This is a genomic window from Arthrobacter sp. CP30, assembly GCF_053470025.1.
In genome coordinates, this window is sequence record NZ_JBQEMM010000002.1 from 281,134 (window position 1) to 306,390 (window position 25,257).

The 25,257-nt window shown below is 70.1% G+C and carries 25 protein-coding genes and 3 tRNA genes; 17 read left to right on the forward strand and 11 right to left on the reverse strand.

From position 1 onward, the window contains the following. Positions 1-3: 3 nt before the first annotated feature. Entirely contained in the window at positions 4-918 is a 915-nt protein-coding gene (locus ACTIMO_RS04665; RefSeq protein WP_157365692.1) for a LysR family transcriptional regulator, read from the reverse strand. A 111-nt stretch (positions 919-1,029) separates the two neighbouring features. On the opposite strand from ACTIMO_RS04665, the gene ACTIMO_RS04670 reads away from it, so the two are divergent. Beyond that, positions 1,030-1,821, forward strand: a complete 792-nt coding sequence (locus ACTIMO_RS04670) for a 3-hydroxybutyrate dehydrogenase (RefSeq protein WP_448181625.1) — start codon at positions 1,030-1,032, stop codon at positions 1,819-1,821. 72 nt (positions 1,822-1,893) lie between these two features. Here ACTIMO_RS04670 and ACTIMO_RS04675 read toward each other — a convergent pair whose 3' ends face one another. Beyond that, the gene (locus ACTIMO_RS04675; RefSeq protein ID WP_055765540.1) at positions 1,894-3,345 is read right to left on the reverse strand and encodes an NCS2 family permease; all 1,452 of its coding nucleotides are present in this window, start codon (positions 3,343-3,345) and stop codon (positions 1,894-1,896) included. A gap of 141 nt (positions 3,346-3,486) precedes the next feature. On the opposite strand from ACTIMO_RS04675, the gene ACTIMO_RS04680 reads away from it, so the two are divergent. Then, positions 3,487-4,113, forward strand: coding sequence for a copper resistance CopC family protein (locus tag ACTIMO_RS04680; RefSeq protein WP_448181626.1), 627 nt, complete (start codon positions 3,487-3,489; stop codon positions 4,111-4,113). A gap of 16 nt (positions 4,114-4,129) precedes the next feature. On the opposite strand, the gene ACTIMO_RS04685 is transcribed toward ACTIMO_RS04680, so the two are convergent. Next, the gene (locus ACTIMO_RS04685) at positions 4,130-4,783 is read right to left on the reverse strand and encodes an FAD-dependent monooxygenase (protein ID WP_422391101.1); all 654 of its coding nucleotides are present in this window, start codon (positions 4,781-4,783) and stop codon (positions 4,130-4,132) included. Positions 4,784-5,038: 255 nt separating this feature from the next. On the opposite strand from ACTIMO_RS04685, the gene ACTIMO_RS04690 reads away from it, so the two are divergent. After that, positions 5,039-6,058, forward strand: coding sequence for a universal stress protein (locus ACTIMO_RS04690; protein WP_448181627.1), 1,020 nt, complete (start codon positions 5,039-5,041; stop codon positions 6,056-6,058). Between the two features lie 193 nt (positions 6,059-6,251). On the opposite strand, the gene ACTIMO_RS04695 is transcribed toward ACTIMO_RS04690, so the two are convergent. Then, positions 6,252-7,877, reverse strand: coding sequence for a C40 family peptidase (locus ACTIMO_RS04695; protein WP_448181628.1), 1,626 nt, complete (start codon positions 7,875-7,877; stop codon positions 6,252-6,254). Positions 7,878-8,005: 128 nt separating this feature from the next. After that, on the reverse strand, positions 8,006-8,377 hold the full coding sequence (locus tag ACTIMO_RS04700) for a metallopeptidase family protein (protein ID WP_422391104.1): 372 nt from the start codon (positions 8,375-8,377) through the stop codon (positions 8,006-8,008). Between the two features lie 177 nt (positions 8,378-8,554). Here ACTIMO_RS04700 and ACTIMO_RS04705 point away from each other — a divergent pair. From ACTIMO_RS04705 to ACTIMO_RS04770, 14 genes are all read left to right on the forward strand, one after another. Continuing rightward, positions 8,555-8,627 (forward strand) — tRNA-Glu (locus ACTIMO_RS04705). Between the two features lie 87 nt (positions 8,628-8,714). Next, positions 8,715-8,788: transfer RNA gene (locus tag ACTIMO_RS04710), tRNA-Asp, on the forward strand. A gap of 71 nt (positions 8,789-8,859) precedes the next feature. After that, positions 8,860-8,932 (forward strand) — tRNA-Phe (locus ACTIMO_RS04715). Between the two features lie 223 nt (positions 8,933-9,155). After that, positions 9,156-11,165, forward strand: coding sequence for an alpha/beta hydrolase-fold protein (locus ACTIMO_RS04720; RefSeq protein ID WP_448181629.1), 2,010 nt, complete (start codon positions 9,156-9,158; stop codon positions 11,163-11,165). Between the two features lie 249 nt (positions 11,166-11,414). Continuing rightward, positions 11,415-11,897, forward strand: coding sequence for a hypothetical protein (locus tag ACTIMO_RS04725; RefSeq protein ID WP_055765526.1), 483 nt, complete (start codon positions 11,415-11,417; stop codon positions 11,895-11,897). A gap of 127 nt (positions 11,898-12,024) precedes the next feature. Continuing rightward, complete coding sequence (locus ACTIMO_RS04730; RefSeq protein WP_448181630.1) at positions 12,025-12,564, forward strand: Asp23/Gls24 family envelope stress response protein; 540 nt, start codon at positions 12,025-12,027, stop codon at positions 12,562-12,564. Positions 12,565-12,571: 7 nt separating this feature from the next. Beyond that, positions 12,572-12,763, forward strand: a complete 192-nt coding sequence (locus ACTIMO_RS04735) for a DUF2273 domain-containing protein (protein WP_055768871.1) — start codon at positions 12,572-12,574, stop codon at positions 12,761-12,763. A 59-nt stretch (positions 12,764-12,822) separates the two neighbouring features. Continuing rightward, positions 12,823-13,215: a hypothetical protein gene (locus ACTIMO_RS04740; protein WP_055768868.1), complete on the forward strand. Its 393-nt coding sequence runs from the start codon at positions 12,823-12,825 to the stop codon at positions 13,213-13,215. After that, a complete protein-coding gene (locus tag ACTIMO_RS04745; RefSeq protein ID WP_422391107.1) occupies positions 13,212-13,814 on the forward strand; it encodes a DUF6286 domain-containing protein in 603 nt (200 codons plus the stop codon). Before ACTIMO_RS04740 ends, ACTIMO_RS04745 begins: the two co-directional genes overlap by 4 nt. Then, positions 13,811-14,461 carry a hypothetical protein gene (locus tag ACTIMO_RS04750; RefSeq protein WP_422391108.1) on the forward strand — a complete coding sequence of 217 codons (651 nt, stop codon included), beginning with the start codon at positions 13,811-13,813 and terminating at the stop codon, positions 14,459-14,461. The genes ACTIMO_RS04745 and ACTIMO_RS04750 overlap by 4 nt, the downstream gene beginning before the upstream one ends. A gap of 235 nt (positions 14,462-14,696) precedes the next feature. Further along, complete coding sequence (locus tag ACTIMO_RS04755) at positions 14,697-16,043, forward strand: ABC transporter substrate-binding protein (protein WP_055765520.1); 1,347 nt, start codon at positions 14,697-14,699, stop codon at positions 16,041-16,043. A 138-nt stretch (positions 16,044-16,181) separates the two neighbouring features. After that, positions 16,182-17,147 (forward strand): carbohydrate ABC transporter permease, encoded by a 966-nt coding sequence (locus ACTIMO_RS04760; RefSeq protein ID WP_055765516.1) that lies wholly within the window; start codon positions 16,182-16,184, stop codon positions 17,145-17,147. 74 nt (positions 17,148-17,221) lie between these two features. Next, positions 17,222-18,109, forward strand: a complete 888-nt coding sequence (locus ACTIMO_RS04765) for a carbohydrate ABC transporter permease (RefSeq protein ID WP_422392075.1) — start codon at positions 17,222-17,224, stop codon at positions 18,107-18,109. A 2-nt stretch (positions 18,110-18,111) separates the two neighbouring features. Continuing rightward, on the forward strand, positions 18,112-19,122 hold the full coding sequence (locus ACTIMO_RS04770; protein ID WP_055765513.1) for a LacI family DNA-binding transcriptional regulator: 1,011 nt from the start codon (positions 18,112-18,114) through the stop codon (positions 19,120-19,122). A 111-nt stretch (positions 19,123-19,233) separates the two neighbouring features. On the opposite strand, the gene ACTIMO_RS04775 is transcribed toward ACTIMO_RS04770, so the two are convergent. The 6 genes from ACTIMO_RS04775 to ACTIMO_RS04800 form a co-directional block, all read right to left on the reverse strand. Next, positions 19,234-20,082, reverse strand: a complete 849-nt coding sequence (locus ACTIMO_RS04775; protein WP_448181631.1) for a hypothetical protein — start codon at positions 20,080-20,082, stop codon at positions 19,234-19,236. Beyond that, complete coding sequence (locus ACTIMO_RS04780) at positions 20,079-20,888, reverse strand: exodeoxyribonuclease III (protein WP_055765507.1); 810 nt, start codon at positions 20,886-20,888, stop codon at positions 20,079-20,081. The genes ACTIMO_RS04775 and ACTIMO_RS04780 overlap by 4 nt, the downstream gene beginning before the upstream one ends. Positions 20,889-20,914: 26 nt before the next feature. Continuing rightward, positions 20,915-21,739: an ammonia-dependent NAD(+) synthetase gene (gene nadE / locus ACTIMO_RS04785; RefSeq protein WP_448181632.1), complete on the reverse strand. Its 825-nt coding sequence runs from the start codon at positions 21,737-21,739 to the stop codon at positions 20,915-20,917. 155 nt (positions 21,740-21,894) lie between these two features. Beyond that, positions 21,895-22,893: a sugar phosphate isomerase/epimerase family protein gene (locus ACTIMO_RS04790; RefSeq protein ID WP_448181633.1), complete on the reverse strand. Its 999-nt coding sequence runs from the start codon at positions 22,891-22,893 to the stop codon at positions 21,895-21,897. A 38-nt stretch (positions 22,894-22,931) separates the two neighbouring features. Beyond that, a complete protein-coding gene (locus ACTIMO_RS04795) occupies positions 22,932-24,104 on the reverse strand; it encodes a Gfo/Idh/MocA family protein (RefSeq protein WP_422391112.1) in 1,173 nt (390 codons plus the stop codon). A 93-nt stretch (positions 24,105-24,197) separates the two neighbouring features. Then, positions 24,198-25,241, reverse strand: a complete 1,044-nt coding sequence (locus ACTIMO_RS04800) for a substrate-binding domain-containing protein (protein ID WP_422391113.1) — start codon at positions 25,239-25,241, stop codon at positions 24,198-24,200. Positions 25,242-25,257: the final 16 nt, after the last annotated feature.

The following is a 25,257-nucleotide window of genomic DNA, read 5'->3' on the forward strand; positions in this document are numbered from 1 at the left end:
GCCTCAGCTACCGGGCGGAGCGGTCCCGCGCCGGCCGAGGAGATCCGGTTCGAGCGCGCGTGTCGCCTCGCGGAGGGCCTCGACGACGGCGGCGACGGCGGGCTGCCGCAGGGCGTCGGGCCGCACGACGAGCCAGTAGTCCAGCCGCTCGGCGACGAGCTCCGGGAGGATCCGGACGAGATCCGGGTGGCGGTCCGCCATGAAGCAGGGCAGGAGTCCGAGGCCCGCACCGGCCCGCGTCGCCTCGACGTGCACGAAGACGTTCGTGGAGCTCAGGGCATCCCGCATGGCGGGCAGGAGGCGCCGCGGCGCGTCGAGACTGTCCACCTGCAGCATCGAGTCGATGAAGTAGACGAGGGGGTGAGCCACCACGCCCGCGAGGTCCGACGGCGTGCCGTGCTCCGCGAGATAGCGCCGGGAGGCGTACAGCCCCAGCACGTAGGTGCCGAGCCGCGTCGCCTCGGCGCGGTGGACCTGCGGCTCACCGACCACCACTTCGAAGTCGAGCCCGGTGCGGGTCTGGGAGGCCCGCCGGGTCGCCGCGACGATCTCGATCCTCAGCCGCGGATTGCCGTTCCGCAGCCGGGCGAAGGCCGGTGCCGCGATGAACGCGCTGAAGCCGTCGGTGGCACTCATCCGGACGACGCCGGAGAGTGCCCCGAGGTCGTCGTCTCCCAGCAGGTCGACAGCGGCGGCGACGGTCTCGGCCGCGTCGGCGGCACGTCGGCCGAGATCCGTGAGTTCCCATCCCCCCGCACCACGGGAGAGGACGTGGCCGCCGAGCGCCTTCTCGAGCGCGGCGATGCGCCGGGAGACCGTGGTGTGGTTCAGGCCGAGCGTCTCCGCCGCCGTGGTGAAGCGTCCCGTCTGCGCGACGGCCCTCAGGACGAGGAGATCCTGTGCGTTCGGGGCGACCATGTGTGCAGTATCGCAGAGGGAGCCTGCCGAACTGGTCATTGGTCCTCCTGCACCCCGCAGGAATACTCAGGGGGAATGCGGGGTCATCCCGCCCGGCGCGGAAGGAACACGATGGGCCCCGACGGAGTGGCAGCTCGACCAGGTGCGGGTGGTTCCGCGGGTCCGCTCGAGGGACGACGCGCGGTGATCACCGGCGGTGCGAGCGGCATCGGAGCGGCGTGTGCGCGGGCGCTCGCCGGCCTCGGCGCGTACGTCGTGGTCGCCGATCGGGACGGGGACGGTGCGGCGGCGCTCGCCGACGAACTGGGCGGTGAGGCGTGGGCCGTGGACCTCCTCGATACCACCGCGCTGGAGGAGCCCGCCCTGGAGGCGGACATCCTCGTCAACAACGCCGGCATCCAGGTGGTCAGCCCGATCGAGGACTTCGGGCCGGCGGACTTCCGCCGCATCCAGAAGCTGATGGTCGAGGCGCCGTTCCTCCTCATCAGGGCCGCGCTGCCGGGCATGTACGAGCGCGGCTTCGGCAGGATCATCAACATCTCCTCGGTCCACGGACTGCGGGCCTCGCCCTACAAATCCGCCTACGTGACCGCGAAGCACGGGCTAGAGGGCCTCTCCAAGGTCACGGCGCTCGAGGGCGGCGCGCACGGCGTGACGAGCAACTGCGTCAACCCCGGCTACGTGCGCACGCCGCTGGTCGAGAACCAGCTCGCGGACCAGGCCCGCGTCCACGGCATCACGGAGGAGCAGGTGCTCTCGCAGATCATGCTCACGGAATCCGCCATCAAGCGGCTCGTGGAGCCCGCGGAGGTCGCCTCGCTCGTCGCCTGGCTCGCGGGCGACGACGCAGGGATGGTGACGGGCTCGTCCTACGTCATGGACGGCGGCTGGTCCGCCCGCTGACGCGGCGTCCGGTCCACGAACCGGCGACGACGGCGGTCCCCCATCCGCCGTCGTCGCTCCTTCTCCCGGTGGTCAGATGCCCAGGATCTCCTCGATCGGGCCGATGCCGAAGAACACCACGAAGGCGGCGGCGACGGCCCACATGAGGGGATGAACTTCACGGCCGCGGCCCTGGATGGCGCGGATCAACACGAAGGCGATGAACCCGGCGCCCAGGCCGTTCGCGATCGAGTAGGTGAACGGCATGAGGATGAAGGTCAGGAACGCCGGGATGGCGATGCCCCAGTCATCGAAGTCGATGCGGCCCACCTGCGCCACCATCATGAAGCCGACCACCACGAGCGCGGGCGCCACGGCCTCGAACGGTACGAGGCTGATGAGCGGGGTGAAGAACATAGCGAGCAGGAACAGCAGTCCGGTCACTACGTTGGCGAGGCCGGTCCGGGCGCCCTCACCGATGCCGGCGCCGGACTCGACGTAGATCTGGTTGGAGGAGACCGAACCGGCGCCGCCCGCCACAGCGCCGAGCGCGTCGACGACCAGCACGCGGTTGACGCCCGGGATGTTCCCCTTGGAGTCCACGAGCTTCGCCTCGTTCGCGAGGCCCACCATGGTGCCCATGGCATCGAAGAAGATGCTCAGCAGGATGGTGAAGGTCAGCAGGAGCGCAGCGGTGCCGCCGAGGTGTCCGAACGCACCGAACAGGCTCACGTTGCCGATCAGTCCGAGGTCGGGCAGTCCCACCCATGAGCCCGCCGGCAGTTCCGGCACCACGAGCGACCACCCGGCCGGGTTGGCGTCCTGCCCGGGGATGAAGCTCGGGCCGACGTCGAACACGGCTTCGAGGACCACGGCGAGCACCGTCGCGGCGAGGACGCCGATGAGGATGGCGCCGCGCACCCGGCGGACCACGAGGGCGATGGTGAGGATGAGGCCGAAGACGAAGACCAGCGTGGGCCAGCCGATCAGGACGCCGCCGAAGCCGAGGCCCACGGGCACGGTGGTGCCGGCGACGTCGGGCACGCGGCGCACGAAGCCCGCGTTGACGAGCCCGATCAGGGCGATGAACAGGCCGATGCCGACGACGATGGCCGTCTTCAGGCTCTCCGGCACCGCGTTGAACACCGCCGTCCTGAATCCCGTCAGGACCAGGACGAGCATGGTGAGGCCCGCCAGCATCACGAGCCCCATGATGTCCGGCCAGGTGAGGCCGGGGTTGGTGGCGACGGTGATCGCCACGAACGCGTTGACGCCGAGTCCGGTGGCCAGGGCGAACGGATACTTGGCCCACGCACCCATGGCGATGGTCAGGATGCCCGCGACGAGCGCGGTGACGGCCGCGACGCGCTCGAACCCCAGCTCGGTGCCGGCGGAATCCGCGCCGGCCAGGATGAGCGGGTTGAGCACCACGATGTAGCTCATGGCGAAGAAGGTGGCGAGGCCTCCACGGATCTCCCGGGAGAACGTCGACCCCCGCTGCGTGATGTCGAAATAGCGGTCCAGCACGGAACCAGTTTTGAGCATGGGGGATCCTAGGGCGGAAGGGGCGGGAGCGGTCGCGAAGATTCTATCCCGGCGCCCCGTCGGTCCCGGTGGTTCATGACGCCGGCCGGCGGGCGGCACGCGTCCCAGCACCCGGTCAGGGTCTCCGCGTAGGGTTGCAGCATGGCTGCCCTCCTCCAGACTCCCTCCCTTCGCCCGGTGACCTCATCCGGACGGCGGAAGCACCCGTTCCGGGCCCCCGCCGCCGGGCTTCTCGCGGTCCTCCTGGCCCTTGCCGCGCTCGTCGGCGCCGGCGGTGCGGCCAGCGCCCATGACGAGCTGGTCGGCACCACCCCGGCCGAGGGCACCACCATCGACGTCCTTCCCCCCACGCTCGAACTCGCCTTCTCGAGCGTTCCGTCGGGGATCGGATCGCAGGTGCAGGTGCTCGACGAGGCAGGCGAGGACTGGGCCGAGGGCCCCGTGGAGATCGTGGACCGCACGGCGACGCAGGCGCTGCGCGCCGGGGCGCCGGCCGGCGAGTACACCGTCAACTGGCGCGTCGTCAGCTCGGATTCACACCCCATCGAGGGGACGTTCGCCTTCACCACGCAGCAGGGCGGGACGACGGTGCCGGACACGGCGACGACGGCAGGGCCGATGGACACGCAGGATGACGCCACCAACGAGACGCAGGCGGCAGGCGTCAGTGACTTCCCGTGGAGCATCATCCTGATGATCGCCGCCCTCGTGGCCATCGCCGTGGCCCTGGCCCTCACGGCCCGCAGGAGGCTCGGCGCGAACAGGTAGGACGCGGAACCGCCGGCTACGCGCCCAGTGGGGAGATGGCGGCGCGCGGCGGCGAGATGCGGTTCAGCGCGGCGGGACCCTGGGCCTGGATGGCGTCGCTCACGAGCTTGGCCTGGCGGACGATCTCCCTCGTCGTGGGCGTGAGCAGTTCGCCGACGCCCACGAGGTGCAGGCCGATCGCCCGCAGCGCCGCCTTGAAGTCCCGTCCGATCGCGATGCCCATCGAGCGGAGGAATCTCCGGAGTTCGTTCTGCGGGTACTTGGTGAGGACCACGTGGTCGGCGAGGAGGACGCCGTCGGCTGTCTGTACGGCCCACTTCTTCCGCCCCACGGATGCCTTGAGGAGTGTGGGGTGGCCGATGATGCTCAGTTGTTCCGCCACGGTGCTCTGCCTCACGTCCAGCTGGTGGGCGGCTGCGTACCCGCGCAGGAGGCGCATCAGTTCGGTCCGCTCGGACAGCGAGACGGAGTCGGTCATCACGGTGCGCATGGCACCGGAGTCGAAGCACTCGAGGCTCTCGACGACGATCGAATCGATACCGCGGCGGCTCAGTTCGCTCGCGACGGCGAGGCCGGACAGTCCTGAGCCGATCACCACGGTGCTCGTATGCTCCGCGGACGCGGGCGTCGCGGACGCTGAGCGGACCGGGTCGAGCGGCAAGGAATTCACCGGGTTACCTCCACACGAAGCATTGGTCCCGTACGGCCCGGCGCCTCTTCCGGGCCGTACGGACTCTTGGCTGCGAACGGGTCATCCAAGAGCACTGCGTGCAGGGATGAGTTGCCCAGGGGGCAGCCCCGCAACGGGTGCTCGAAGCCTATATAACTTTTCAGACCGTGGATAGACCGTCCCCCGGGAGGTGCGCTACAAATGGTTTAACGGCCGCCGACGGTGGCCGGGACACGCGACCGAGGGAGGCCTGCCGTGGGCGGCGAGCACACAGAGGGTTCATCGGAAGAGCTGGCGCAGCACGGGATCGTCGTCGGTGTCGACGGCTCGGACCAGAGCACGTGCGCCCTGCTCTGGGCCGCCCAGGAGGCCGAGCGACGGAAGGCGCCGCTTTACGTGGTGACCGCCTACACGGTGCCGGTCTTCGCGGCGTCCAGCATGGACGCCGGCTACGCCACCGTGGACGACGAGGTCATCCGGGAGAGCGCACAGTCCGTCCTGCAGGAGTCGCTGACGCACCTGGCCGGTCTGCAGGTCGATGTCCATCCCCGCATCGAGACGGGTGACGCCGCCGGGGTGCTCCTGGACCTCTCGGAGCAGGCCGAACTCATGGTGGTGGGCTCGCGGGGTCGCGGCGGGTTCGTCGGCCGCCTGCTCGGCTCCGTCAGCAGCGCCCTCCCCGCTCATGCCAAGTGCCCGACGGCGGTCATCCCCGTCTGCACCGGTGCGCGCCTGGGGCACCCGGAGCTCGGACGGAAACAGGGGCGCGACCGGGACAAGCCCGCCCTCGCCGTCGAACCGGTCGTGGTGGTCGGCGTCGACGGGTCGGAGCAGGCCCGGATGGCATCCCTCGCCGCAGGGGAGGAGGCCCGCTCACGGGGACTCGCCCTGCGCGTCATCTGTTCCGTCGCGCCGTTCAACGGGTCCCTGGCCTGGGTGCCGGCACCTGTGGACCGCGAGGCCCTGCACGCGGACCTCGCCCTCCAGCTCGCCGCCGGTCGTGACTGGCTGCAGAGCCACTACCCGGACGTCGACATCACGGTGGACCTGGTGGACGGACCGCCCGCAGAGGTCCTGATCGCGGCATCGGCGACGGCGGAGCTCCTCGTGGTGGGCACGCGGGGCCGCGGTGGCTTCGCCGGCATGCTCATGGGTTCGACCAGCCAGGGAGTCCTGCACCACGCCCGCGGTCCCGTCCTCGTGGTGCCCGACAAGGCCGATCCGCGGCTCGAGAACCGCAGCTCCTTCGGCCCGATGGTCGCGCCCGCGCGCTAGCGCGGACGGCGCTGCGCGCCCTGTCGCCGGAACGCTGCAGCAGGGGCTGTCGCTGGGCGTTCCGGCCGGGACCCGGCGGCCGGGTACGCCGGTGGACCGCGGGTGCCGAGCGCCTCGGCGGACCGCTACGGCTGGATGCTCCGGGGGACCGCTCCGGCTGGGCGTCCGACCGCTGTCGCGTGGAGGCCGGTGATCAGACGCGCCCGGCCGAGGGGTTCAGGGCACCCATGCCGGCCATGTCCGCCAGTCGCGTGGTGAGGATGCCCTGGTCCGGGTTCAGTGCGTTGACCACCGTGCCGTCACCGATGTAGATCGCGACGTGCCAGATGGCGGCACCCTCACCCCAGAACACGAGGTCACCCGGCCGCAGCTGCGACAGCGGGACGTGCTGCACGGCGAAGTACTGCTGGGCGGCGGTCCTCGGCAGCGATACGCCGACGGAGGCGAAGGCCTGCTGCGTGAGTCCCGAGCAGTCGTACCCCAGCGGCCCGTTGCCTCCCCAGGAGTAGAAGTACGGCGCGCCTGTCTTCGACAGGGCGTAGCTCATGGCGACGGCGCCGGCACCGCTGCTCGAGGGTGGCGACGGCGGCGACGGCGGCGACGGCGGTGCCGGAGCCGGCACCGGAGCCGGCGGTGCGGGCACGGGCGGCACAGGAGCCGGGGGTGCGGGCTGCACCGGAGCAGGCGGTGCGGGTGCGGGCTGCACGGGAGTCGGAGGTACGGGGACAGGAGTGGCAGGGGGAGCCGGGGCAGGGCGGACGGGAGCCGGTGCAGGGCGGACGGGAGACGCTGGAGCAGGGGTGGCAGGCGCGGGGCGCACGGGCGCCGGTGCAGGAGTCTCGGAGAGGGCGGGAGCGGGTGCAGCGGAGGCGGTGGTGAGCGGCGGTCCAGCGGAATCGATCGGTGCCGGGTCGCGCAGGGGTGGCGACGTGACCGGTGCGGGCGCATGTCCGGCGACAGCTGCTGCCGCTGCTGCCGTTGATGCGGCGATCGTGCGGGCGAGATCCCGCTCGCGCCGGGCCTGCTCGAGACCCGTGATCCGTCTGTCCTCCAGCTCCGCCGTCGTGTTGCTCAGGGTGGCGAGCTGTCCGACGAGGGTCGCCCGCTCCGTCGCCTTCTCGACGACGAGGCGCTGGGCGTCGTCGGCCGCGGTCCGGGCTTCCTTCCCTGCGGCCTCCGCGTCGTCGGCGGCGTCCTGTGCGGCCTGGCGCGCTGCCGCCGCGTCCTCGGTCAGGGAGGTCCATGCCTCGGAGGCGGCCGCCGCATCGTCGAGGGTCCGCGTGCTGTTGCTCGAGAGCCCGTAGAGGGTGGACGCCCGGTACATGACCTCGTCCGGATCGCTGCCGTCGAGCACACTCTCGATCCCCGGGTTCATCCCGCCCGAGCGGTACAGGTCACCGGCCAGCCTGCCCACCTGGTCGGTGGCGGCAGCGTGCCGACGGGCGGCCTCTTCCGCGCGCTGTTCCGCCAGATCCGCTGCTGTGCGCCGTTCCTCGAGGACGGCGAGGGCCGTGGTGTAGGCGTTCTGCATCTGGAACGCCGAGAGCTGCGCCTCCTGGAGCTGGGTGCCGGCCGCCGCGATGACGTCCTCGATGTCCTCCACCAGGCCCGCGGTCGCTGCGGCGTCGTCCTGGGCGCGGTCGATCTCCTCGAGCGAGGGGATGTCCGTGGACCGCAATGTCGCGACCGGGGGAGCGGCGAGTGCGGGGGAGATGACCGCTCCGCCGAGCAGGACGGCGGCCGTGAGGGCTGCGATGCTGCGGCGGAAAGAGTGGCTCGTACTGCTCGATGACTGCACGTTCTGCCGCTCTCTCGTCACGCCTGGTGGTGATAGGTCACACAACAGTCACGACGATAGGGCGCCCTGAGTCACTTTGACAACAGGCGTCCCTTGCGAATCGTAAACAACATCAGTGTCATTTGGGTGGAACTCGACCGCGTGTCGCGTCAGCCCCATCCGAGTTCGTGCAATCGGGCATCATCGATGCCGAAGTGGTGCGCTACCTCGTGCACGACGGTCACGAGGATCTCCTCGACCAGTTCCTCGCGCGACGTGCACAGGCGCATGAGTGGCTGACGGAAGATGCTGATCCGGTCCGGCAGGGAGCCGGCCTCCCACCAGCCGTCGCGCTCGGTGAGCGGCGTGCCCTCGTACAGGCCGAGCAGTTCGGTGTCCGGCGCTTCGCCGGGGCCGGGCTCGTACTCCTCCACGACGAAGATCGCCACGTTGTCCATGGCTTGGGCGAGGTCGTCGGGGATACGATCGATCGCGTCGTCGACGGCTTCCTCGAACTCCTGGCGGGTGATCTCGAACGGCACGCCCCGATCGTACCGACACGGGGCCTGCGTCGGTGACCGGCCCGGTCCTGCGTGCCGGACGGTGATTTTGTGGATTCGGGACGGTGCCCCTATAGTTTTATAGGTCCACGACAGGGAATGATCCGCCGGAAATGCACCGTGTTCCGGAAGGTTGCAGGAACCCGAACTGTGGTTCTGGCCCCCATCGTCTAGTGGCCTAGGACACCGCCCTTTCACGGCGGCGACACGGGTTCGAATCCCGTTGGGGGTACGCATGAGCAGCCCTCGCGGGCGGTCAACCGGAGCGAAAAGTGCTGGTAGGCTGGAACTCTTGCAAATCGGCAAGTGAAGTTAGCAAGGCCCTGTAGCGCAGTTGGTTAGCGCGCCGCCCTGTCACGGCGGAGGTCGCGGGTTCAAGTCCCGTCAGGGTCGCTCAGGCGGCTGGATCCCCTCGGGGAGTCCCGCCCGGCTGGATACGGTGATCATCGCGAAGATGGTCGCAAGGCTCTGTAGCTCAGTTGGTAGAGCGTTCGACTGAAAATCGAAAGGTCACCGGATCGACGCCGGTCGGAGCCACCGCTGAAAACCCCCGGATACCCGGGGGTTTTTCTTTTGTCCGGATGACCGGAGCAGGCCCGACCCCACCTCGTCGCGCATCCGACACCACGGCGTCCCCCACCCGGCATCGACGTCGACGGGCTGCGCCCCGACGGCGGCGGGAGATCGACTGCTCGCATTCTGTGAACGTTCCCAGTAAGTTCGGGATGTCCCTGTTCAACGACGAAGTTGGAGCACGCGCATGGCGCAGCAGTACCTCCCCACGTTCACCCGACGGCTGGTCGCCTCCCTCGCGATCGCCGCCGTCGCCCTCTCGCCGGCCCTGCCGGCTTCCGCCGCACCCGGCCCGGCCGCCGGCACCTCCGCCGAGGCTCCGTCAGCCGCCGCCGCGGTGGACCTCGACCTCTCGGGTACCTGGAAGTTCGCCACGGGCGACGATCCGGCGTACGCCGCGCCCGGTTTCGACGATTCCGCGTGGACCGATCTGCAGGTCCCCCAGGCGGACGGGGCGCCGCAGTTCGCGGACTACGACGGCTACGGCTGGTACCGCCTCACCTTCGAGCTCCCGGCCGGCGCCGAGGGCCAGAACCTCGTGGCGTCCCTCGGGTTCCTCGACGACGTCGACGAGGCGTTCCTCAACGGGGTGAAGATCGGCGGCTCCGGCTCCATGCCGCCGAACGCCCAGAGCCAGTGGTTCGAGCAGCGCCTGTATCCGGTCCCGGCCGAGGCGCCCGTCTTCGGTGGGACCAACACGCTGGCCGTCCGGCTCTACGACATGTCAGGTGGCGGCGGCTGGTACCAGGGTCCCGTGGGCCTCTTCTCGAAGGACGCGCTCCGTGAGCAGGTCTACGGGATCAGCGGCTCGCCGGCCGATGCGGCCACCACGGCATGGGTCACGGACCTCCTCGGACGCCAGGCCGCGGCCCTCGCGGCGGGCGATGCCGACGCCTACCTCGCCACCCTCTCCGACGGCTACTTCCACGACGGGCGCGACCGTGAGCGGCGCGAGCGAGAGATCCGCGGCTGGCTCGCGGAGTCCGGCACCCTGGCGGTCGACGACGGCGGCGTGGAGATCATCCGGTCCGACGACGGCCGCCTGCTCGTCGACACGAACCGCACCATCTCCGGCACGCAGGACGGGGCGCCCTTCGCGTTCCAGCCGCGCACCCAGGAGTTCCTCACCCTCGACGCCGCGACGCGGACCGAGAGCGGCAACCAGTCCCGCTTCTTCCGTGACTTCGTCGAGTCGGGGCTCGAGGACGCGCGCCGCGAGTACGTGACCTACCTGCCGCCGTCGTACCTGGAGAACCCGAACCGCGAGTACCCGGTGGTGTACCTCCTGCACGGCGTCAACGGCGGCAGCCGCGAGTGGGAGCCCCGCGACTTCGGGGCGCGGCTCGACGAGCTGTACACCACCGGCGGCCTCGAGGAGTCGATCGTCATCATGCCCGACGGCGAATCGCTGTGGTACGTGGACAACGAGGGCGGAACGCCCTGGCGCAGCATGTTCGTCGACGAGTTGATCCCGCAGGTGGACGCCGAGTACCGCACGCTCGCGGGCCGTGAGTTCCGCGGTCTGTCCGGCGTCTCGATGGGTGGCTTCGGCGCCTACTCGATCGGGCTGGCGCACCCCGAGCTGTTCTCGTCCCTCGCCTCCCACATGGGCGCGCTGAGCCTGGCGCCTGCCCTCGTCGGCGTCACCTCGCCCGGCGGGCCGGCGGGGCAGTCCGCCTCGCCGCTGGCCGACGTCGCCGTCCGCAGCACCGAGCAGCTCTCGCGCTACGCCTTCTTCTACGACGCATGCGAGGAGGACGACTACCGGTTCGACAACGCGGTGCGGTCACTCGACACGCTGCTCGACGCGAAGGGGATCGACCACACCTCCGCCGTCTACCCCGGGGGCCGGCACAACGACGACTGCTGGGTGCCCCGGATCGCGGACTCCTTCGGCCTCCACTCCGACCAGGTCCGCGACGCGTTCGGCGCCGACACCACGGCACCGAACGTGTCCGCAGCCCTCGATGCCGCGACCCGCACCGTGGTGGTCGAGGCCGACGACGGGACCGGTATCTCCCGGATCGAGTACTCGGTGAACCGCAACAACGGCTCCTTCACGGAGTACGGTGGCCCGATCGCGGTCGGTGACCGGGCGGCCACCGTGTACGTCCGGGCCGTCGACGCCGCGGGCAACGTCGGCGCCGTCGTGAAGGTGAAGGTGCTGCCCTCCCGCGCGCAGGGCGGGAAGCGCTGACCCGAGGCCGACCGCAGGCCCGGCCACCGCAGGAGGGCTCCGTCGCGATGCGGCGGAGCCCTCCGTCCTCCCAGCCAAACCGGGGTTTGGCACCGTACCATCACCGGGACGGCTGCCCGTCCGGTGGGTCTCCGTTGGGTTTCCGTCCGAACGGCGCGGCCCATCGATTGCCCGGGGGAACCACCTGGGATCATTGTCGAGGCTTCACGCGTTGAACCTCCGGCACCGTACCGAGACGAAAGGGCACCTGTGAGAATCCCGCCGTCCGTCGTCGGACTCTGTGCCCTCGCGCTGGGCCTGGCCGGGTGCAGTCAGGGTGATCCGTCGCCGACCGGCACCCTGCTCACCATGCCCGCCAGCCCGTATGCCGAGCCGGTTCCGGGCGGGACGCCGGCGTCGGATGCCCTCCCTCCCGAGGACGGCGGGGCCACCGGTTCCGCGGCCACCGATCCGTCGCCCCACTGCGTGATCGTGGCCGGCGGGATGACGACGGCGATGCTCGCACCCCTGAGCCTGCGGTCCTCGGCCGATGCGGAGGACCTCGCAACCCTCGAGGACCAGCTCCTCGTGCTCCGCGACAAGGTGCCCGCCGAACTCCACGACGACTTCACGCGGCTCGCCACCTCGGTCGAGGCGCCGCCCGAGGGCTCCGGCACCTTCGACGAGGAGGCGTTCCGCCGGGCGATGACGCCCGTGCAGGACTGGCTCGGCCGGCACTGCGACCGTTCCTGACCCCGACCCGGGTCCGTCCCGACGGAGCACGGCAGCGCAAGCCGCTGACGTGCGACGACGACGCGCTCGCGTCCCGCGGGCTGCGCGCCCCGTGGCTTAGGCTGGGGCACGAGCGAAAGGGACGTCGATGACCGAGCAATCCATGGGGCGGCCTCTGCCCGTCCTGCAGGACGCACCAGCCGGCAGGACCGTGATCGGGGATCCGGCCGCCATGAAGATCGCGGCGATCGCCGCCCGGGCGGTTCCCGGCGTGCACGCCCTGGGCCCGGGGACGGGACGGGCGCTCGGTGCCCTCCGCGACGCCGTCGGCGCGAACGACCTCTCGCACGGCGTGAAGGTGGAGATCGGGCAGACGCAGCTCGCCGTGGACATCAGCCTCGTCGCCGACTACGGGTTCGCCCTCAACGCGCTCGCCGACGCGGTGCGCGCCGCGGTGTACGACGCCCTCACGGACCTGGTGGGGCTCGAGGTCATCGAGGTCAACATCGAGGTCCTCGACGTGCACCTGCCCCCGCCCGCGGAGTCGAGGACCGAGTCGAGGGCCGAACCGAGGGCCGAACCGAGGGCCACGGTGTCGGCGACCACCGAGACCAGGCGGGTCGGGTCCGGGTCGGCCGGACGCCTCCGCCCGACCGGCGCCACCCAGCTCGAGCAGGCGGGCGAGTGACGCGATGCTGACACCCACCACCATCGGCATGGCCGCCGGCGCCGTCCTCGCCTTCGCGGCGCTCATCTTCGGGTTCTGGGGCTTCCTCCTCACCCTCGTCCTCATGCTGGGCGGCGCCGTCCTGGGGCGGATCGCCGAGGGGAAGCTCGATCTCCGCGGCGTCCTGGACGCCCTGGCCGGCCGTCGCTCGTCCTCGTGACCGGAGAGGTACCTCCGGCCGGTGCGCCCGTCCGGCCCCCGCGCACCGGCCCGGTACCCATCGCAGGTCCGCGGGACGCCGAGGGTGCACGTCCCGATGCCCGCCCCCGCGAGGGCCACAACCGCATCACCACGCAGGCCCTCACCAGCACCGCGCGCGCCGCGACCGCCGAGGTGCTCGGCGTCGCACCCGCCCAGGTGAAGGCGTCCTTCACGGATGACGCCGGTCTCCTGGCCCTCCAGCTCGCCCTGCCCCTGCCGGTACCGGCGCTCACGCGGGTGGCCGAGGATCCGTCCGTCGTCGACTCCTTCGGCGGACCCCTGTGGTCCCGGGCCGATGCCGCGCGCGGGCAGATCCTCGACCGCGTCCAGCACCTGACCGGTGCGCGGCTCAGCCGGGTCGACATCCGCATCATCGGCAGCACCGTCACCCGTGGGGCGAGGGTCCTGTGACCGACGATCCGCTCGACCGCTCCACGGCCGCCGGGACGGCGCGCCTCGTCCGGCGCGAGATGCACTCCTCCCGTGCCGTGTCCTCCGTGGTGACCGCGGTGGTCCTGGTGCTGGCGTGCCTCGTGCTGCTGTTCGAGGCGGTGCTGCAGGCGGTGGGGGACCGCCCGTTCCTCGTGGACCTCGACGCCGCGGCCGCGTGGATCGGGGCTGTCCCGGCCGGGGTCCCGGCGTCGCTCCTCGGTGCGGGCTCCTTCCTGCTGCTCGTGCTCGGGCTCCTGCTCCTCCTGCTCGCCCTGGTGCCGGGCCGCCGCGCCCGCTACACCATCCCGAACGGTCGCGCCGCCGTCGTGGTCGACGCCGAGGTCGTGGCGTCCTCACTCGCCCGCCGAGCTAGGACGGCAGCCGGCGTGGCTCCCGAGCAGGTCCTCGTGACGGTGGGGCGGTCATCCGTGACCGTGCAGATCCGTCCCACGTCCGGGATGCCCGTCGACGCCGACGCGGTCCGCGCCGCGGTGGCCGACGACCTGCGCCGCTCCAGCGTGGAACCCGCACCGCGGATCTCCGTCGTCGTGGCCGAGACGGGGGTGATCGGCCAGTGAACACCACGCCGCGCCTGCTCAACCGACTCCTCCTCGCCGTCGTCGGGCTCATCGCCCTCGCGGCCGGCGCCTTCGGGCTCGCGCTCCTGGTGCTGCCAGGCGTCGCGCCGTGGTGGAACCGGACGGCACCGCGGATCGGGGACCGCATCGCCGACGTCCGGACCGGGACGACGCTCGAAGGCCAGGCCGACACCTGGCTGTGGATCGCCCTGGCCGCCGTGCTCGTGGTCGTGATCGTCCTGCTCCTCCTGTGGATCGCCGCGCAGGGGCGGGGGCGCACGGGCCTGTTCGCCTCCGTGGACGGACGTCGCGGGCGGAGGGCGACCGCCTCGTCGGGCGACGACGACGGGAGCGTCCGCGGGACGGTGACCATCACCGCCGCCGCCGCGGAGCAGGCGCTGAAGGCCGCGCTGCTGGAGCGATCGGACCTCGCCGGTGCGTCCGTGAGCACCTGGGAGATCCGCGGCGTCCCGGGCCTGAAGGTCAGGGTGTTCCCGCGGAAGGGCGTCCCTCCCTATGCGGTCGCCGAGGAGGTCTCCCGCCTGGTCGAGGCGCTGGACGCCGTCACGGGGTACCGCACGCCGGTGCTCATCAGCATCACCTCGGGTGCCCGCGCACGCTTCATGCGCACCGAGCGCGTCGACTAGTTCCGCTCCGCTCATCCCGGCGATGTCGTGGCGATGTCCTGGAACCGCCGCCGATGCGCGGGGGTGCGACGCGCGTCACGTTTCGGTATCGAAATCCCGGACCCGGCCGACCCACTTGTGAGTGGTCATGTAAGCGCTTACTGTTCAGGTACACATCAGTGAGGCGGCGCAGTCGAGGCGGGCAACCAGGTTGCCGAGGCACCCTCGCGGTCCGCAGGACAAAGGAGTCTTTTCCATGGCGATACTTCGCTCACGCAGGTTGATGGTGCCCGTCGCGGCACTCAGTGTTTCCCTCCTCGCGCTCGCAGGATGCGGATCAGGAGGCAACGACAGCGCCGGTTCCGGCGACGCGGACTGCGCCGACTACGAGACCTACGGCACCTTCGACGGCGCCGAGGTCAGCGTCTACTCGACCATCGTCGACCTCGAGGCCGAGCTGCTCGAGAACTCCTGGGCGGACTTCGCCGAGTGCACCGGCATCGAGGTGGCCTACGAGGGGTCCAAGGAGTTCGAGACGCAGATCGGCGTCCGCGCCCAGGGCGGTACCGCTCCGGACCTGGCGATCTTCCCGCAGCCCGGCCTGTTGGCCGACCAGGCCTCGAACCTCGTGGCCGCCCCCCAGGCCGTCTCGGACCTCGTGGACGAGAACTGGTCCGAGGACTGGAAGAAGTACGGCACGGTGGACGGCACGTTCTACGCCGCTCCCATGCTCGCGAACGTCAAGGGCTACGTCTGGTACGTCCCGGCCACCTTCGAGGAGAACGGCTGGGAGGTCCCCACCACATGGGACGAGATGACCGAGCTGACGGAGCAGATCGCGGACGAGGGCGGCGACGTCAAGCCCTGGTGCGCAGGTTTCGAGTCCGGTGAGGCCACCGGCTGGCCGGGCACGGACTGGGTCGAGGACGCGGTACTCCGCGAGCACGGCCCTGAGGTCTACGACCAGTGGGTCACGCACGAGATCCCCTTCAACGATCCCCAGATCGTCGCGTCCTTCGACCGGGTCGGCGAGATCCTGAAGGACGACAGTAACGTCAACGGTGGCTTCGGCGACGTCCGGTCCATCCTCTCCACGCCGTTCGCCGAAGCCGGGCAGCCGGTGCTCGACGGCCAGTGCGCCATGCACCACCAGGCGTCCTTCCAGGCCGCCAACTGGCCGGAGGGCACGACCGTGGCGGAGGACGGCGACGTCTGGGCCTTCATGACGCCGCCGATCGACGCCTCCCAGGGCACCGCGATCACCGGTGGAGGCGAGCTCATCGGCGCCTACGCCGACCGGCCCGAGGTGCAGGCGCTGCAGACGTACCTCGCGAGCGCCGAGTTCGCCAACGCCCGCGTCTCCCAGGGCGGTGCGATCAGCGCGAACAAGGGACTCGACCCGGAGGTCGCGCAGTCGGACCTCGACCGCCAGTCGATCGAGCTGCTGCAGGACCCCGAGACGGTCTTCCGCTTCGACGGTTCCGACCTGATGCCCGGCGCCGTGGGCGCCAACTCCTTCTGGAGCGGCATCGTCAACTGGATCAACGGCTCCTCCACCGAGGAAGTCACGCAGTCCGTCGAGGACAGCTGGCCCAGCTCCTGATGCGCTGACGCCCGGTGCCGGCCCGCGGGTCGGCACCGGGCGTCGTCGACGGCACCGGGTACACCACGCTCGCCGCGGTGTACCCGGTGCTGCCGACCCTCCCCCCCATCACGTCATGCGCACCAAGGAGGCTGTGCTGTGGAAGATATTGCAGAAAAAGGGCTACAGGTGGTGGTGGGGCTCGCCGTCTTCGCAGCCATCATCGGACTGATCATGCTGCTCGTGGATCGCGCCCCCAAGTCGGGCCGCGAGAAGGTGCAGATCGCCGGATTCCTGGCGCCGGCGCTCGTCCTGCTGGCGGTGGGCCTCGTGTACCCGGCGCTCCAGACCTCGTACCTCTCCCTGACGGACCGCAACGGCGAGTTCGTGGGACTGGACAACTTCGTCTGGATGTTCACCCAGCCCGAGGCGCTCGTCACCCTCAGGAACACCGTCATCTGGGTGGTCCTCGTGCCGCTCCTGGCATCGTCGATCGGTCTGGCCTACGCGGTGTTCATCGACCGGGCCCGCGGAGAGAAGGCCTTGAAGGCGCTGGTGTTCATGCCGATGGCCATCTCCTTCGTCGGTGCCGGCGTCATCTGGCGCTTCGTCTACGCCTACAAGGGCCCGGAGCAGGACCAGATCGGGCTGTTCAACCAGATCCTCGTGTGGTTCGGCCAGGAACCGAAGCAGTTCCTGCTCGACGCCCCCGAGAACACCCTCTTCCTCATCGCCGTCATGATCTGGATCCAGACGGGATTCGCCATGGTGGTGCTCTCCGCGGCCATCAAGGGCATCCCGACCGAGATCGTCGAGGCGGCGAGACTCGACGGCGCCAGTGCATGGCAGCAGTTCCGGAACGTCACCATCCCGACGATCCGCGGCTCGCTCATCGTCGTGGTCACCACCATCACGATCGGCACGCTGAAGGTCTTCGACATCGTCAGGACGATGACCGCCGGCCAGTACGAGACCTCCGTCGTGGCCAATGAGATGTACACCCAGGCGTTCAGGGCGGGTGAACCCGGACGGGGTGCCGCACTCGCCCTGGTCCTGTTCCTGATGGTGCTGCCCGTGGTCGTCTACAACGCCCGGCTGCTCCGCAAGCAGAAGGAAATCCGATGAGCACCGTTCCCCTGGAGAACAAGAAGAACCTCCTGCCGGACGTCGCCGACGACGCCACGCAGGGCCGCCCCACCATGCAGCGCCGGGTGAAGCAGCGACTCACCTCGCGGACCGCCACGGCTGCTGCGGTGATCATCGCCGTCATCTGGACCATCCCGACCTTCGGCCTGCTGATCTCGTCCTTCCGCCCGGAGGACAACATCAAGGGCAACGGCTGGTGGAACGTCATTACCGACCGCCAGTTCACCCTCGAGAACTACGCGGACGTCCTCAGCCCCGGCGGCAGCCAGTCCCCGAACCTGCTGTCCTACTTCGTGAACTCGCTCGCGATCGTGGTCCCCGGGACCATCTTCACGCTGGTCCTCGGGGCCATGGCGGCCTACATGTTCGCGTGGGGGCGCTTCAAGGGAAAGGACAGCCTGTTCATCTTCGTCTTCGCCCTGCAGATCGTCCCCCTCCAGATGGCCCTGATCCCGCTGCTGCAGCTGTTCACGCAGGTCCTCACGTTCGGTGACTTCCAGCTTCTGCCGAGCGGCACCTACGCCCAGCTCTGGGTGGCCCACACCATCTTCGGGCTGCCCTTGGCGATCTTCCTGCTGCACAACTTCATCGCCGAGATCCCCGGTGAGGTCATCGAGGCGGCGCGGGTGGACGGTGCCGGACACAGCACCATCTTCTGGCGCATCATCGTCCCGCTGGCGACGCCGGCGCTCGCCTCGTTCGGCATCTTCCAGTTCCTGTGGCTGTGGAACGACCTCCTGGTGGCCCTCGTCTTCTCGGGCGGCGGGGCCGACGTCGCCCCGATCACCCAGCGGCTCGCGGAACTCCAGGGCTCGCGCGGCGGCGAGTGGCAGCGCCTCACCGCCGGTGCCTTCGTCTCGATCATCGTGCCCCTCGCCGTCTTCTTCGGACTGCAGCGGTACTTCGTCCGAGGGCTGCTGGCAGGCGGCCTGAAGGGCTGATCGTGACGAGCATCGACGACGTCGCGGCGTCCCTCGGGGTGTCCACGGCCACCGTCTCCCGGGCACTGCGGGGTCTCCCCGGCGTGGCGGAGGAGACCCGTGCGCGGGTCACCGCGACGGCGAAGGAGCTCGGGTACGTGCCGTCGTCGGCCGCCTCCGGGCTCGCCTCCGGGCGCACCATGGCCCTGGGCGTCCTGGTCCCGGTGATCGATCGCTGGTACTTCTCCGCCGTCCTCGAGGGCGTGGACCGGCAGCTGCGCGCCGCCGGCTACGACCTGATCGTCTTCAGCCTCGGCGGGGCCGGCGTGAACCGTGACCGGGTGTTCCACCGCTCCATCCTCCGCAAGCGCATCGATGCCCTGCTGGTCATGTGCATGCACCTGACGGAGGAGGAGCGGAAGGCCGTGCAGCAGCTGGAGTACCCCAGCATCGTGGTCGGCGGGGCCGTGGAGGGGGTGCGGCACGTGGGTATCGACGACGCCGCGGCGGCACGCGACGCCGTCGAGCACCTCATCGGCCTCGGCCACACGAGGATCGCCCACATGCGCGGCGGGGGGTCCTTCGACATCGACTTCGAGGTGCCGCGCATCCGCGAGCAGGCGTTCCAGGACACGATGGCCGCGCACGGTCTGGGTGTGCGGGAGGACTGGTCCGCCTTCGGCGACTTCCGGTTCGCGACGTCGCGGGCTTCGGCCCTCACGCTCCTCGAGGATCCGGAGGACCGGCCGACGGCGGTGTTCTGCTCGTCCGACGAGATGGCGTTCGGTGTGCTGAAGGCCGCGGCGGAACTGGGCATCGACGTACCGGGGGAGCTGTCCGTCATCGGCATCGACGACCACGAGTTCGCGGAGCCGATGGGCCTGACCACCATCCGCCAGGATCCCGAGGATCAGGGCGCCTTCGCCGCGGACCTCCTGCTCGGCGAGCTGCTGCGCAACCAGCCGGCAGACTACCCGCCGTCGCGACCGCACACCCTCGTCGAGCGCTGGACGACGGGGCCGGTCAGGCCCTGATCCGCCGCCGTCGTGCCGGGCGGGGAGCGGCACCGCGCGCCCCTTCCCGCGGTGCGGACCTCGGTGCGGACCTCGGGCGGCTTCCGGCGGTGCGGGCCGGCGGCAGCGTGCTCAGGAGGAGCGGGCGAGCTGCCGGATGGGGATCCAGCGTGAGGCGAGCCGTCGGTAGGACGCCGCGGCGCCCATCATGTCCGCCTCGGCGAGGCTCTCGATGCCGAGGCGCACGTCCATCGGCGAGTCGTCGGGGAAGACGCGATCGGCGACGGGACCGTAGTCCACCTCGACCACCGCATCACGGCGGAACACCTCGAGCCACTCGACGATCTCCGTGAGTTCGTCGAGGAGGTCCATCTCCGGGGCGCCGATGGCGAGCTGGGCGACCGAACGGCGTCCGCGGTCGATGCAGTCGCCGATCCTCGCCGTGACGCGGACGGTGGTGACGCGGCCGTCGTCCTCGACGACCTCCGTGAGGTCGTCCTCGTGGATCAGGGCGAACCAGGCGAACGGCACTCCCCACGTCGCCGACCGCGTGTGCAGCTTGGCCACGGAGTCCGCGAACGTGTCGGGATCGAGCCGGGCCTGATGGGCCTCGCGTGCCACCTCGGGGACGAGGACGTCGATCAAGGGACCGCGCAGGCTCTGGTCGAGCGATTCGGCGGCCAGGGTGGTGCGGACGGCCAGCTGGTTGGGGCAGTAGTAGGGCGCCGTCGCGCCGTTCAGGCCGGGGAAGTGCGTCACCCTGACGAGCTCGGGCTCGTGGTGGGGGAACGGATCGGAGACCGGGCGCATCACCCGGCGCAGCGACTGCTCATGCTCCATCGACTCCGTCAGTCCGCGCCCACGGGAGCGCTGCTCCAGGATCACGAGCTGCTGCGCGTCGGAGAAGGCGTCGAGGGGCTCGTAGACGCGAAGGTAGGAGACGTACGGGAAGGGCCGGGCGTGAGCGCCCCCGCGGCTCACGGGCCGCTGAGTTCCACGATGACGGGGGCGTGGTCCGAGGCGCCCTTGCCCTTGCGTTCCTCACGGTCCACGAAGGCATGGGTGGCGCGTTCCGCGAGGGCGGGGGAGCCGAGCACGAAGTCGATGCGCATGCCCTCCTTCTTGGGGAACCGCAGCTGCTTGTAGTCCCAGTAGGTGTAGAGGCCCGGGCCGGGGGTGAACGGCCGGGCGAGATCGGCGAAGCCCGTGTCCAGGAAGGCCTGGAAGGCGGCGCGCTCGGCAGGGCTCACGTGGGTGTAGCCGCCGTCGACGAAGAGATCGATGTCCCACACGTCCTCGTCCTGCGGGGCGATGTTCCAGTCACCCATGAGCGCGATCTGCGCCTCCGGGTCCTCGGTGATCCACTGGGCGGCGTGGCCGCGGAGGGTGTCCAGCCAATCGATCTTGTAGGGCATGTGCGGATCATCGAGGGCACGCCCGTTCGGGACGTACAGGCTCCACACGCGGACCCCGCCACAGGTCGCCGCGATGGCGCGGGCCTCCTGCACGGCTTCGGTGCCCGGCTTGCCGAAGGTGGGCTGGTCGGGGAAGGTGCGCTCGACGTCGTCGAGGCCCACGCGGGAGGCGATCGCGACGCCGTTCCACTGGCTCAGGCCGAAGTGCGCCACCTCGAATCCGCTGTTCTCGAACAGGTCCCAGGGGAAGTTGTCGTCCTTGCACTTCGTCTCCTGCAGCGCGACGACGTCGACGTCGGACCGGTTGAGCCAGGCTTCGACGCGGTCGGCGCGGGCACGGAGGGAGTTGACGTTCCAGGTGGCGATCTTCACGGTCCCTACGTTACCAACGGCGCTGTTTACTCCCGCCACCAGGAGTCGAAGATGGTCACGGGTACGGTGCGCTTGTGCCGCGTGATGGAGTAGCGGTGCTCGATGGCCTTCGCTGCGTCGGGGTCCACGTCGCGACCCTCGAGGTAGTCGTCGATCTGCTCGTACGTCAGGCCGAGCTCGTGCTCGTCGGCCTGGCCCGGCAGGTCGTCGAGCAGGTCCGCCGTCGGGATCTTGTTGTACAGGGCGGCGGGTGCGCCGAGCTCCTGCAGCAGTGCCCGGTTCTGGCGCTTGTTCAGGCCGAACAGCGGCAGGATGTCCGCCCCGCCGTCACCGAACTTGGTGAAGAAGCCCGTCACGGATTCCGCACCGTGGTCCGTGCCGATCACCAGCAGGTTGTGCTGGCCCGCGATCGCGTACTGGGCCACCATCCGGGCACGGGCCTTGGTGTTGCCCTTGGTGAAGTCGGTGACCCGCTCGCCGAGGGCGTCCGCGTACTCCTGCTGGATGCCGTCCACGGCGGGGGCCACGTTGAAGACCTTCGAGGTGCGGGGTTCGATGAAGGCGAGCGCGGCCTGCGCGTCCTCCTCGTCCTTCTGCACGTTGTAGGGCAGGCGCAGGGCGATGAAGTCGGCGTCCGCTCCCTCGGAGCGCAGTTCGTCCACGGCGAGCTGAGCGAGCCTGCCGGCGAGCGTCGAGTCGAGCCCACCGCTGATACCGAGGACGAAGCCCCGGGTGCCCGTGGACCGGACGTACTCCTTCAGGAATCCGACCCGGCGGCGCACCTCTGCCGCCGGGTCGATGGTGGGCTCGACGCCCATCTCCGCGATGATCTGAGCCTGGATTTCACGCATGCCCCAAGGCTACTCCCGTTCCATTTCTACAAGGTTACGAAGTCGGGGGAATGTCGGAGCGGGGTCGGCGGACCGCGCCGGGCTGCCGGACCCGCGGGCACTCCTGCGGGTCCAGCACGCCGATCGGGTCTGCACCCGGCGTGCTCCGCCCCGGGCTACTGGCTGAACGCCGCGTCGAACGAGGTGTCCGACGGCGAGAAGTCGAAGCGCTTCAGGAAGGCGAGCGCCTCGGGAGCGCCCTGCAGCCGGTCCATGCCGGCGTCCTCCCACTCCACCGAGATGGGGCCGGTGTAGCCGATCGCGGTGAGCGCCCTGAAGCTGTCCTCCCAGGGCACGTCGCCGCGGCCCGTCGAGACGAAGTCCCACCCGCGACGCGGGTCCCCCCAGGGCAGGTGCGAGGACATGATGCCGTTGCGCCCGCCGCCCATACGCATCTTCGTGTCCTTGCAGTCCACGTGGTAGATCCGGTCCTTGAAGTCGGAGATGAACGCCACCGGGTCGATCTGCTGCCACATGAAGTGGCTCGGGTCCCAGTTGAGGCCGAACGCGGGGCGGTGGCCGATGGCCTCGAGGGTGCGCTGGGTGGACCAGTAGTCGTAGGCGATCTCCGAGGGGTGGACCTCGTGGGCGAAGCAGACACCGCACTCGTCGAAGACGTCGAGGATGGGGTTCCAGCGGTCGGCGAAGTCCTGGTACCCGGCCTCGATCGTGGACGCCGGAACCGGTGGGAACATCGCGACGTACTGCCAGATGGAGGAGCCGGTGAAGCCCACCACGGTGTCCACGCCGAGCTTCTTCGCGAGCCTCGCGGTCAGCTTCATCTCCTCGGCGGCGCGCTGCCGGACGCCCTCCGGGTCGCCGTCGCCCCACACCCTCGGGCCGACGATCGCCCGGTGGCGGAAGTCGATCGGGTCGTCGCAGACGGCCTGGCCCTTCAGGTGGTTCGAGATGGTCCACACCTTGAGGCCGTTGCGCTCGAGGATGTCGAGGCGGTCCTGGATGTAGGCGTCGTCGTCCCAGCGCCAGGCGTCGAGGTGGTCGCCCGAGACGGCGATCTCGAGTCCGTCGTAGCCCCACTGGCCGGCCAGTTGGGCGACCTTCTCGAAGGGGAGATCGGCCCACTGGCCGGTGAACAGGGTGAATTTGCGGGACATTCGGGCTCCTTGGAAGAGTGTGGTCGGGGGCGGTGCCGCTAGATGATGCTGGTCCAGATGCTGTCGCTGACCGCGCTGCGCTCCACGCCGGCGAGGACCCTCTGGACCTGGAGTCCGTCGGCGAAGGAGGGGGCCGGCTGGCGCTTCTCCGCGACGGCCTCGATGAAGTCCTTCGCCTGGTGGACGAAGCCGTGCTCGTATCCGAGGGCGTGGCCCGCAGGCCACCACGCTGAGAGGTAGGGATGATCCGGTTCCGTCACCATGATCTCGGTGAATCCCTGCCGCGTCTGCGGCGCCGTCGCGTCGTAGAATCCCAGCGAATTCATGCTCTCCAGGTCGAAGGAGATCGCTCCCGTGGTGCCTGCCACCTCCAGGCGCAGCGCGTTCTTCCGCCCGGTGGACATCCGCGTCGCCTCGAACGAACCGACCGCTCCGCCGTCGAACCGGCCGGTGAACAGCGCGAGGTCGTCGACGGTGACCTGCCCGCGGTCCAGGCCGGGCGTGCCTCCGAGCCCGACTGCGTCGAGGGGGATCGGACGCTCGTGCACGAACGTGGTGAGCAGGCCGCTCACCCCGGTCACCTTCTGGCCGGTGATGAACTGTGCCAGGTCGACCGCGTGCGCTCCCAGGTCTCCGAGTGCGCCTGATCCTGCCTGATCCTTCTTGAGGCGCCAGGTGAGCGGTGCCTCCGGATCAACCAGCCAGTCCTGCAGGTAGCTGGCCCGGACCTGGCGCACGTCGCCGATGGCGCCGGAGAGGACGAGATCCCGTGCGAAGGCCGCTGCGGGGACCCGCCGGTAGGTGAAGCCGACCATCGCGAAGACGTCGGTGCCGGCGCGGTCGGCCGCATCCGCCATCGCCTCGGCTTCCGCCAGGGTGTTGGCCAGGGGCTTCTCGCACAGGACATGTTTCCCCGCCGCGAGCGCCGCGATGGCGATCTCGGCGTGGGAGCCACCCGGCGTGACGATGTCGATGACGTCGATGTCGTCACGGTCGACGGCCTCCCGCCAATCCGTGGCGGTCTCCTGCCAGCCCCATTTCCCGGCTGCTGCATCCACCGCCCCGGCGTTCCGCCCCACGAGCAGCGTCATCTCGGGCCGGACGGGCAGGTCGTGGAACCGCGGTGCGACCCGCCATCCCTGGGAGTGTGCGGCTCCCATGAAACCGTGCCCGATCAGGGCGATCTTCAAGGGCGCGACGTCGTGGGGCATAGTTCCTCTATCTCATGGCGGACGCAGTGGGTCGGCGCGGGGTCAGGGCACCCCGGTCCGTGAAGACCGGGATGCCCCCTCGATCCCCCGGGCCTAGGATTCGAAGGCGGTGGGCAGGTAGCGGTCGACGTTGTCGCTCGTCACCACCGGGGCGTTCAGGACGACGCGCTTGGGCACCTCGACTTCCACGAGGTCGCTCATGGCCTTGTCCTGGGCGATCAGGCGTGCCATGCGGATGCCGTCGGCTGCCTGGGTGGACGGGTAGATCACCGTTGCTTCGAGCACGCTCTCGCCGGACTGGATCTCGCGCATGGCGTTGGCTGAGCCGGCTCCGCCGACCATGAAGAACTCGTCCCGCCCGGCATTGTCGATGGCGGCGAGGACGCCGATCCCCTGATCGTCGTCGTGGTTCCAGATGGCGTCGATCTTCGGTGCCGCGGAGAGGAGCTGTGACGTCGTCGCCTCGCCGCCCTGGACCGTGAAGTCGGCGGCGACCCGGTTGTCCACGTCGAGTCCGCAGGACTCGAGCGCATCGGCGAAGCCCTGACTACGGTCCTGCGTCAGCGGCAGGGAGTCGATGCCCGCGATCTCCGCGACGACCGCGTCCTCGTTCCCGCCGAGCTTCTCGCAGATGTAGGTCCCGGCGCTGACGCCCATCCCGTAGTTGTCGCCCAGGACCGTGGCACGTGCTGCGAAGGAGCTGGAGAACTCGCGGTCGACGTTGATGACGGGGATGCCCGCCTCCATGGCCTGGGTGGCGACGGGTGTCAGCGCCGCGCCGTCGGTCGGAAGCAGCACGATGGCGTCGACGCCGTCGTTGATGAACTGTTCCACCTGGCTGATCTGCAGATTGGCGTCGTTGGTCCCCTCCGCCACGCGCAGGTCGATGTCGGGGAACTCCTCGGCCGTGGCGAGCGCCGCCGCGTTGATGGCACCGAGCCATCCGTGGTCCGCCGCCGGCCCCGAGAAGCCGATCACCACGGTGTCCCCCTCGGCCTGGTTCCCTTCGGCGGAGGCGTTGGTCGGCTGGGTGTTCGTCGCGTCGTCACCCGGTGTGCATCCGGTCAGGAGGGCGCCGATGGAGATGAAGGCCCCGGTCGTGACGAGCACTCTCCGGTTCACAGGAACTGCAAGCATGGTTTCTCCTCTTTGA